Annotated in this window: 8 protein-coding genes and 1 pseudogene; all 9 read left to right on the forward strand. The window is 70.1% G+C overall.

The annotated features are described in order from the left end of the window. Nucleotides 1-789 (forward strand): annotated as a pseudogene (locus VGD85_RS04090) (NADH-quinone oxidoreductase subunit G); the annotation flags it as partial. Further along, a complete protein-coding gene (nuoH, locus tag VGD85_RS04095) occupies nucleotides 786-2162 on the forward strand; it encodes an NADH-quinone oxidoreductase subunit NuoH (RefSeq protein WP_331062174.1) in 1377 nt (458 codons plus the stop codon). The pseudogene VGD85_RS04090 and the gene nuoH, both read left to right, overlap by 4 nt. Then, the gene (gene nuoI, locus VGD85_RS04100) at nucleotides 2162-2752 is read left to right on the forward strand and encodes an NADH-quinone oxidoreductase subunit NuoI (RefSeq protein ID WP_331062175.1); all 591 of its coding nucleotides are present in this window, start codon (nucleotides 2162-2164) and stop codon (nucleotides 2750-2752) included. Before nuoH ends, nuoI begins: the two co-directional genes overlap by 1 nt. Next, nucleotides 2749-3600 carry an NADH-quinone oxidoreductase subunit J gene (locus tag VGD85_RS04105; RefSeq protein ID WP_331062176.1) on the forward strand — a complete coding sequence of 284 codons (852 nt, stop codon included), beginning with the start codon at nucleotides 2749-2751 and terminating at the stop codon, nucleotides 3598-3600. Before nuoI ends, VGD85_RS04105 begins: the two co-directional genes overlap by 4 nt. Nucleotides 3601-3670: 70 nt before the next feature. Beyond that, nucleotides 3671-3970, forward strand: coding sequence for an NADH-quinone oxidoreductase subunit NuoK (gene nuoK / locus VGD85_RS04110; protein ID WP_331062177.1), 300 nt, complete (start codon nucleotides 3671-3673; stop codon nucleotides 3968-3970). Nucleotides 3971-3983: 13 nt separating this feature from the next. Continuing rightward, a complete protein-coding gene (gene nuoL, locus VGD85_RS04115; RefSeq protein ID WP_331062178.1) occupies nucleotides 3984-5912 on the forward strand; it encodes an NADH-quinone oxidoreductase subunit L in 1929 nt (642 codons plus the stop codon). Beyond that, the gene (locus VGD85_RS04120; RefSeq protein ID WP_331062179.1) at nucleotides 5909-7438 is read left to right on the forward strand and encodes an NADH-quinone oxidoreductase subunit M; all 1530 of its coding nucleotides are present in this window, start codon (nucleotides 5909-5911) and stop codon (nucleotides 7436-7438) included. The genes nuoL and VGD85_RS04120 overlap by 4 nt, the downstream gene beginning before the upstream one ends. Then, nucleotides 7438-9039 (forward strand): NADH-quinone oxidoreductase subunit NuoN, encoded by a 1602-nt coding sequence (gene nuoN / locus VGD85_RS04125; protein WP_331062180.1) that lies wholly within the window; start codon nucleotides 7438-7440, stop codon nucleotides 9037-9039. Before VGD85_RS04120 ends, nuoN begins: the two co-directional genes overlap by 1 nt. After that, complete coding sequence (locus tag VGD85_RS04130; RefSeq protein WP_331062181.1) at nucleotides 9036-10040, forward strand: polyprenyl synthetase family protein; 1005 nt, start codon at nucleotides 9036-9038, stop codon at nucleotides 10038-10040. Before nuoN ends, VGD85_RS04130 begins: the two co-directional genes overlap by 4 nt. Nucleotides 10041-10091: the final 51 nt, after the last annotated feature.

The following is a 10091-nucleotide window of genomic DNA, read 5'->3' on the forward strand; positions in this document are numbered from 1 at the left end:
GCCTGGGGCGTCGACTCGCTGCCCGAGGCCGCAGGTCGCGACGCCGACGCGATCGTCGCCGCCCTCGCCGCCGGCGAGATCGGCGGCCTGGTCATCGGTGGCGTGGACCCCGACGACACCGCCGACCCCGCGGCCACCCGCGCGGCCGTCGCGGCCGCGTCGTTCGTGGTCGCGCTCGAGCTGCGCGAGACCGACGTGACGCGGGCCGCCGACGTGGTGTTCCCCGTCGCTCCACCCGCCGACAAGGCCGGCACGTACGTCAGCTGGGAGGGCCGGCCCCGGCCGTTCCCCGCGGTCTTCCACCGCGCGACCTCGCTGCCGGACCTGCGGGTCCTGGCCGGCATCGCCGAGGAGATGGGCAGCCCGTTGGGCTTCCGGACCGTCGAGGAGACCCGCGCCCAGATGGAGGAGATGGGCCCCTGGGACGGCGGGCGCGCCTCGCTCGACGGTTTCGAGTCGGTCGCTGGTGCAACCTCGTCGACCGTCGATGGGCTCGCGCTCGCGAGCTGGAAGCAGCTCATCGACAACGGCTCGATGCAAGACGGTGACAAGCACTACCGGGCCACCGGCCGGAGGCCCGTGGCGCGGCTGTCGCGGGCGACGTACGACGCGCTGGGCTCGACCGTCACGCTGACCGGCGACCGCGGCTCGGTGACCCTGCCGGCCGAGCCCGCCGACCTCGATGACGGCGTGGTGTGGGTCCCGGCGAACTCGTTCGGCCGCGGCGTGCTCGCCGACCTGGCCGCCCCCGGCAGCCGCGTGACCGTCGCGAAGGGAGCCGACGCATGACCGCCCTGACCGCCCTGGTGCCGAGCCTCGTGCCGATGGAGAGCAACGCGCTCTCGCAGTTCGGGCACGACGCCTGGTGGGTCATCGGCCTCAAGGCCGTGTCGATCCTCGTGCTGCTCCTGCTGCTGACGCTGTTCAACATCTGGTTCGAGCGCCGCGTGGTCGGCCGCATGCAGCACCGGCCGGGCCCGAACGTCAACGGCCCCTTCGGCCTCCTGCAGTCGCTCGCCGACGCCCTCAAGCTGATCTTCAAGGAGGGCATCATCCCCAAGGCGGCCGACAAGGTCGTCTACCTCGTCGCGCCGATCATCGCGGTGATCCCCTCGTTCGTGACGTTCTCGGTGATCCCGTTCGGGCCTGAGGTGACGATCCCGTTCACCGACACCCGCACCCCGCTCCAGCTCACCGACATGCCGGTCGCCGTGCTGTTCGTGATGGCGATCGCCTCACTCGGCATCTACGGCATCGTCCTCGGCGGCTGGTCGAGCGGCTCGACGTACTCCCTGCTCGGCGGCCTGCGCTCCGGCGCGCAGATGATCTCCTACGAGGTCGCGATGGGGCTCGCCCTCGTCGCGGTGTTCCTCTACGCCGGCTCGATGTCGACCTCCGAGATCGTCGAGGCCCAGGACAACCTGTGGTTCGGGCTGATCCTGTTGCCGTCGTTCGTGATCTACATGATCTCGATGGTCGGCGAGACCAACCGTGCCCCGTTCGACCTCCCGGAGGCAGAGGGCGAGCTGGTCGGCGGCTTCCACACCGAGTACTCCTCGATGACGTTCGCGCTGTTCTTCCTCGCCGAGTACATCAACATGGCGACGGTGTCCGCGGTCGCGACGACGCTGTTCCTCGGCGGGTGGCACGCGCCGTTCTGGCTCGACCACGCCTGGGCCGGCGCCAACGAGGGCTACTGGCCCGTGCTGTGGTTCCTCGGCAAGGTGCTGTTCTTCATCTTCATCTTCATCTGGCTGCGCGGGACCCTGCCGCGACTGCGCTACGACCAGTTCATGGCGTTCGGCTGGAAGCGGCTGATCCCGATCTCGCTGGTCTGGATCATCGCGGTCGCGACGATCCGCGCGATCTCGCTCGACGGCGGCATCGACCGGCGCTACCTGCTGATCGGCATCGGCGTGCTGGCCGCGATCTTCCTGGTGCTGTTCTTCATCGGCGGCACCGAGGAGGAGCCGGCCGCGGCCCCGCAGTTCGCGACGGGGTCCGGGTTCCCCGTGCCGCCGATGCCCGCGGGCGGTCCCGTCCGCGGCGCCGCCGGCCCGCTCGTCTTCGAGGACCGCTCGCCGGTCACCGCGTCCGCCACGACGGCGCAGTCCACGTCACAGCCCAGTGCCGCCGCGGGCGGCCCGGGGGAGGAGATCTGATGGCCGGCAGCTCCGAGTCCAAGAGCATGCGAGAGCAGTTCTGGGACCCCATCGCCGGGTTCGGGGTGACCTTCCGGACGATGTTCAAGAAGGTCGTCACCGAGCAGTACCCCTTCGAGAAGGTCCCGACGGCGCCGCGCTTCCACGGCCGGCACCAGCTCAACCGCTGGCCCGACGGCCTGGAGAAGTGCGTCGGGTGCGAGCTGTGCGCCTGGGCCTGCCCGGCCGACGCGATCTACGTCGAGGGTGCCTCCAACACCGACGAGGTCGGCCCCGACGGTCAGTCCGGCCGGTTCAGCCCCGGTGAGCGCTACGGCCGCGTCTACCAGATCAACTACCTGCGTTGCATCCTCTGCGGCCTGTGCATCGAGGCGTGCCCCACCCGCGCGCTGACGATGACCAACGAGTACGAGCTGGCCGACGACAACCGCGCGGACCTGATCTACGAGAAGTCCGACCTGCTCGCTCCGCTGCTGCCCGGCATGGAGCAGCCACCGCACCCCATGCGGCTCGGTGACGACGAGGGCGCCTACTACCGCGGCGAGTTCGCCGCCGTACCCGACAGCACCGGCACGGAGGCGGGAGCATGATCGCGTTCTGGATCCTCGCCCCGGTCATGGTGATCGCGGCCCTCGGCATCCTGTTCGTCCGCAAGGCCGTGCACGCCGCGCTGCTGCTCGCCGTCGTGATGATGTCGCTGGCCGTGCTCTACGCGGCGCTCGAGGCGCCGTTCCTGTTCGCGGTGCAGATCATCGTCTACACCGGCGCGATCTTGATGCTGTTCCTGTTCGTGGTCATGCTCGTCGGTGTCGACGCCTCCGACTCGCTCGTCGAGACGATCCGCGGCCAGCGGGTGCTCGCGGCGATCGCGGGCCTCGCGCTCGGCGTGGTGCTGATCATCGGCCTCGGCCAGATCTCGCTCGGCTCGGCCGTCGGCCTCGAGGACGCCAACTCCGAGGGCAACATCCAGGCCCTGGCCAACGTGCTGTTCTCCCGCTACGTGTTCGCGTTCGAGACCACCAGCGCGCTGCTGATCACCGCGGCCGTCGGCGCGATGGTGCTCGCCCACCGCGAGCGGCTCACCCCGAAGGCGACCCAGGCGTCGATGGCCGCGCAGCGGATGAAGGACTACGCCGACCACGGCGCCCATGTCGGGCCGCTGCCGCCACCGGGCGTCTACGCGCGCCACAACGCGGTGGACACCCCGGCGCTGCTGCCGGACGGCACGGCCGCGGAGTCCTCGGTCTCCCGGGTCCTCGCCGCCCGCGGCACCGTCCGCTCGGCCCCGGCCATGGCCGAGGACATCGACCAGATCCAGGGCCAGATCGGCGGCGCCGCGCACAGCGGGCGTGACGCGGTCGCGCCCGCCACCACCACCGAGGCGGCCCCCGCCACCGGACCTGAGACCGGACCTGCGACCGGAGAGGACGCCGAATGAACTACACCCCACCGAAGCGCTCGCTCCAGTCGCTCCGCTCCTTCCGCTCACTCTTCGTCGGGGGCCCCGAATGAACGTGACCGCCTACGTGGTCCTCTCGGGGATCCTGTTCACGATCGGGTGTGTCGGCGTGCTGACCCGCCGCAACGCGATCGTGGTCTTCATGTGCATCGAGCTGATGCTGAACGCCTCGAACCTCGCGCTCGTCGCGTTCGCCCGCCAGCACGGCAACCTCGACGGCCAGATCGCGGCGTTCTTCGTCATGGTGGTCGCCGCGGCCGAGGTGGTCGTCGGGCTCGCGATCATCATGACCATCTTCCGGACCCGTCGCTCGGCCTCGGTCGACGACGCCAGCCTCCTCAAGTACTAGGAGCCACGCTCAGATGTACGCATTCAACGAGGGCGCCATCCCGGTCGTCGACCCGACCAGCGCGGACGGTGTCTACTCGCTGCTGTGGCTGGTGGTCGCGCTGCCGCTCGCCGGCGCCGCGATCCTGCTGGTCGGGGGCAGGTACACCGACAAGTGGGGCCACCTCCTCGGCACGCTGCTGCCGATCGGGTCGTTCGTGATCTCGCTGCTCCTCTTCGCCGACCTGCTCGGCCGTGACGACGGCGACCGCCAGATCAAGCAGCACGTGTTCGACTGGATCCAGACCGGCCACCTCGACGTCGGCATGGACCTGCTCTACGACCCGCTCTCGGCGCTGTTCCTGCTGCTGGTGACCGGCGTCGGCTCGCTGATCCACGTCTACTCGATCGGCTACATGGCCCACGACCCGCGCCGGCGCCGGTTCTTCGGCTACCTCAACCTGTTCGTGGCCTCGATGCTCATGCTGGTGCTCTCCGAGAACTTCCTCGGGCTGTTCCTCGGCTGGGAGGGCGTCGGCCTCGCGTCGTACCTCCTCATCGGCTTCTGGCAGCACAAGCCCTCGGCCGCGGCGGCCGCCAAGAAGGCGTTCGTGATCAACCGGGTCGGTGACATGGGCATGTCGACCGCGATCATGATGCTCTTCGTGACCTTCGGGTCCACGAGCTTCACGGTGATCAGCGCGAACGCCGCCGGAGCGTCCGAGACCAAGCTGACGATCCTCGGGTTCCTGCTGCTGCTCGGCGCGTGCGCGAAGTCCGCCCAGTTCCCGCTTCAGGCCTGGCTGCTGGACGCGATGGAGGGCCCGACGCCCGTGTCGGCGCTGATCCACGCCGCGACGATGGTGACCGCCGGCGTCTACCTGATCGTCCGCTCGAACTTCATCTTCGAGCTCGCGCCCGACGCCCAGACCGCGGTGGTGGTCATCGCCCTGATCTCGATCCTGTGGGGCGCCGCGATCGGATGCGCCAAGGACGACATCAAGAAGGGCCTGGCCGGTTCGACGATGAGCCAGATCGGCTACATGATGCTCGGTGCCGGCCTGGGCGCGGCCGGGTACGCCTTCGCGATCTTCCACCTGCTGACGCACGGCTTCTTCAAGGCCAACATGTTCCTCGGCGCCGGCTCGGTCATGCACGGCATGAACGACGACGTCGACATGCGCCACTACGGCGCGCTGCGCAAGATGATGCCGGTGACGTTCCTGACGTTCGCGATGGGCTACCTCGCGATCATCGGGTTCCCCGGCTTCTCCGGCTTCTGGTCCAAGGACAAGATCATCGAGACCGCGCTGGCCGACAACTGGCTGGTCGGCATCTGCGCGCTGCTGGGCGCCGGCATCACCGGCTTCTACATGACCCGGATGATGCTGATGACGTTCTTCGGCGAGAAGCGCTGGGAGCGCGAGGTGCACCCGCACGAGTCGCCGTCGGTGATGACGATCCCGCTGATCGTCCTCGCCGCGCTGTCGGTCCTCGGCGGCGTGATGCTCGCGGGCGACTGGATCCAGGACTTCCTGGCGCCGGTCGTCGGCGCCGGCGCCCACGACGACCCGCCGCTGCCCGCGCTCGCGATCACCACGATCGCCGTGCTCGTGGTCGCCACCGGCGTCGCGATCGCCTGGATGCTCTTCGGCCGCCAGCAGGTGCCGCGCACCGCCCCGCAGGACGTGTCCTTCGTGACCCGCGCCGCGCGCGAGGAGCTCTACGGCAACCAGATCAACGACGGCCTCGTGGTCAACCCGAGCCGCCGCCTGATCGGTGGGCTCCTGCTCGTCGACAAGCACGTCGTCGACGGCACGTTCACCGGCGGCCCGCTCGCGCTGGGTGACCTCGGTGGCTTCCTCCGGCGTGCGCAGAACGGATTCGTCCGCACCTACGCCCTGTCCCTCCTCGGCGGCGCGCTCCTCGTCGTCCTTGCCCTCCTGGCGGTGAATCTCGCATGAACGACCTTCCCTGGCTGACCGTCCTCTGGGCGCTGCCACTGGTCGGCGCCCTCGTGACGGCGTTCCTGCCGAAGGCGCCCGGGTCCGTCCTGCCCAAGCAGGCCGGCCTGGTGTTCTCGCTGCTGACCCTCGCGGTCGGCATCGCGATCGCGGTGCAGTACGACACCGGCGACGGCATGCAGTTCACCGAGACCCACACCTGGATCGAGGCGTTCGGCGTCCACTACGCGCTCGGCGTCGACGGGCTGTCCCTGCTGCTGATCCTGATGACGGTCGCGCTGGTGCCGCTGGTGCTGGTCGCCGCGTGGAACGAGGCGGACGACCGATCCCCGGCGGCGTTCGTCGCCTGGGCGCTCGCGCTCGAGTCGTTCTCGCTCGCGGTGTTCGCGGCGACCGACGTGTTCCTCTTCTACGTGGTCTTCGAGGCGACGCTGATCCCGGCGTACTTCCTCATCGGCCGGTTCGGCCGGGCCGGCCGCGGGTACGCCGCGCTCAAGTTCCTGATGTACCAGCTCGGCGGCGGCCTCGTGCTGCTGGCCGCGGTGATCGGGCTCTACGTCGTGTCCTCGGACGCCGGCACGCCGTCGTACCTCCTCGGCGACCTCCAGCAGCTCGACATCGGCACCGACACCCAGCGATGGCTGTTCGTCGGGTTCATGATCGCGTTCGCGATCAAGGCGCCGCTGTTCCCGGTGCACACCTGGCTGGCGGACACCACCGAGAAGGCGACGCCCGGCACCAGCGTGCTGCTGGTGTGCGTGCTCGATAAGATCGGCACCTACGGCATGCTGCGCTTCTGCCTGGGCCTGTTCCCCGAGGCGTCGCAGTGGGCGACGCCGGTCGTGGTCGCGATTGCGCTCGTCTCGATCGTGTACGGCGCCTTCGTGGCGATCGGCCAGGACGACATCCTGCGCCTGATCGGCCTGACCTCGCTGAGCCACTTCGGGTTCATCACGCTCGGCATCTTCGCGTTCACCAGCCAGGGTGGCACCGGCGCGATCCTCTACATGGTCAACCACGGTGTCGCCACCGCGGCGCTGTTCCTCATCGCCGGCTACCTGATCCGCCGCAAGGGCACCTCGCTGATCAGCCAGATCACCGGTGTGGAGTCCAAGGCGCCGGTGCTCGCCGGACTGTTCCTGGTCGCGGGGCTGGCCACGCTCGGCCTGCCGGGCCTGAGCCAGTTCGTCTCGGAGATCCTGGTGCTGATCTCGGCGTTCGACTACCACTGGTGGGTCGGTGCGATCGCGGTCACCGGCATCGTGCTCGCGGCCGTCTACGTGCTGTGGCTCTACCAGCGCACCATGACCGGGCCGACCGCGCCCGGCGACGAGGCGCTGACCGACCTGAACCGGCGTGAGCTGGTCGCGGTCGTCCCCCTGATGCTGGCGCTGGTGTTCTTCGGCTTCTACCCGATGCCGCTGCTCGACGTCAGCAACCCGACGGTCGACTCGCTGCTCCAGCACGTCGGGGTCTCCGACGACGCTCCGACGGTCGCCGACCACGCCGAGGAAGGTACGCACTGATGGACTTCACCAAGCCCACGATCGAGTACGGCGACCTGTGGCCGCTCCTCGTGGTCTTCGGCGTCGCGTGCGCCGGCGTCCTCGTCGAGGCGTTCGCCCCGCGGACGCGTCGATTCCTGATCCAGACCGTGCTCGCCGCGGCGGGCGTGCTCGCCGCGCTGGTGGGGACGATCCTGGTGGCCCGTGACCTCGACGTGCTCGGCGACGGCGTCGCCCGGGGCGCGATCGACGTCGAGGGCACGATCGTCGTCGACGGACCGACGGTGTTCTTCTGGGGGATGCTGCTGGTCTTCGGGCTGGGCGGCATCCTGCTGTTCGCCGAGCGACGCCTCGAGGGCGGCGTGTCGGCGTTCGCCGGCCAGGCCGCGGCGCTGCCCGGCACCGAGGCCGAGCGGCAGGCCTCGACCCGGGGCCTCGAGCACACCGAGGTCTACCCGCTGATGATGTTCGCGCTGGGCGGCATGATGCTGTTCCCGGCCGCCAACGACCTGCTCACGCTGTTCGTGGCGCTCGAGGTGCTCTCCCTGCCGCTGTACCTGCTCTCCGGGCTCGCGCGCCGGCGCCGCCTGCTGAGCCAGGAGGCCGCGCTGAAGTACTTCATGCTGGGCGCGTTCTCGTCCGGGTTCTTCCTCTACGGCGCCGCGCTCGTCTACGGCTTCTCGGGCTCGATGGGCTTCTCGCAGATCAACGAGGCGGTCCGCGACGACCTCGGCAACCAGACGCTGCTGCTCATCGGACTGGGCATGCTCTCGGTCGGGCTGCTCTTCAAGGTCGGCGCCGCGCCGTTCCACTCCTGGACCCCGGACGTCTACCAGGGCGCTCCGACCCCGGTCACCGCGTTCATGGCGGCCGGCACCAAGATCGCCGCGTTCGGCGCGATGCTGCGGCTGTTCTACGTGGCCTTCGGCTCCGAGCGCTGGAGCTGGCAGCCGATGCTGTGGGTGATGGCGATCCTCACGATGCTCGTCGGCGCGGTGCTCGCGATCGTCCAGACCGACATGAAGCGCATGCTCGCCTACTCCTCGGTCGCACACACCGGCTTCCTGCTGACCGGCGTGCTCGGCGTGCAGCAGGCCTCCGAGCTCGCCGACGGCGAGGTGACGTCGCTGCAGGCGGTGCTGTTCTACCTGGTCACCTACGGCTTCTCGATCATCGGCGCCTTCGCGGTGGTCACGCTGGTCCGTGACTCCGGCGGTGAGGCGACGCAGTTCGTGCGCTGGCGCGGCCTGGGCCGGCGCTCCCCGCTCGTCGCCGGGCTGTTCGCGTTCTTCCTGCTCTCGATGGCCGGCATCCCGCTGACCGCAGGGTTCGTGGGCAAGTGGGCCGTCTTCACGGTCGCGCTGGCGGCCGGGGCCTGGCCGGTGGTGATCGCCGCGATCCTGTGCAGCATCATCGCGGTGTTCTTCTACGTCCGGGTGATCCTGCTGATGTTCTTCGACGACGACGACGTCACCGCCCAGGGCGAGGTCGCGAGCGTCACGAAGCCGTCGGTCCTGACCTCGGCCACGATCCTCGTCGGCGTCGCGGCGACGCTGGTGCTGGGCGTCGTTCCCGGCCCCGTGCTCGATCTCGCGGCCAATGCGGGACAATTCGTCAGGTGAGTTCCCCTTCCTCCGGACTGGCGCTCCCGGTCACCGACGAGGCGCTGGCCGCTCGGCTGCGCGAGCGGATGGCCGCGGTCGAGGTCGCGCTCGCGGGGCACGTGGTGAGCCGGGCCGGCTTCGTGAGCGAGACGGCCAGCCACCTGATGAGCGCGGGCGGCAAGCGGTTCCGGCCCCTGCTGGTGCTGCTGGCCGCCGAGACCGGTGACCGACCGGAGGCCGCGGAGGTCATCACGGCCGCGTGCGTGGTCGAGCTGACGCACCTCGCGTCGCTCTACCACGACGACGTGATGGACGAGGCCGAGCTGCGCCGCGGTGCGGTGTCCGCGAACGCCCGGTGGGACAACCACGTCGCGATCCTCACCGGCGACTTCCTGTTCTCGAAGTCCTCCGAGCTGACCGCCGACCTCGGCCCCGACGCGGTCCGCATCCAGGCTCAGACGTTCACCCGCCTGGTGGAGGGCCAGATCCTCGAGACCGTCCAGCCCGCTCCGGGCGAGGACCCGCTGGCGCACTACCTCGACGTGGTGGCCGGCAAGACCGGATCGCTCATCGCGACCTCCGCACGCTACGGCGCCCGGTTCGGTGGCGCGACGCCGGAGGTGGAGGAGGCGCTGACGGCGTACGGCGAGATCGTCGGCTCGGCCTTCCAGCTCTCCGACGACATCCTCGACATCGCCTCCGAGTCCGGCGAGTCCGGCAAGACCCCCGGGACCGACCTGCGCGAGGGGGTGCCCACGCTGCCGGTGCTGATGGCGCGCGCCTCGGCAGACCCGGCGGACGCGCGGCTGCTCGAGCTGCTCGACGGCGACCTCACCGACGACGACCGGCACGCCGAGGCCCTGCGTCTGCTGCGCGCCCACCCCGCGCTCGCCCAGGCCCGCGACTACGTCGTGGCGCAGGCCCACGAGGCCAAGGCCCACCTGGCCGTCGTCCCCCCCGGTCCCGTCCGTGAGGCCCTCGAGGCCTTCGCCGACCTCGTGGCCGTCCGCTCCTCCTAGGCCGAGTCGGCGCCAGTTTCCGGCTGAGCCCTGCCGAGTCGGCGCCAGTTT

Origin of the sequence: Nocardioides sp., from assembly GCF_036401255.1 — a bacterium.
In the GTDB taxonomy this organism is placed as follows: Bacteria; Actinomycetota; Actinomycetes; order Propionibacteriales; family Nocardioidaceae; genus Nocardioides.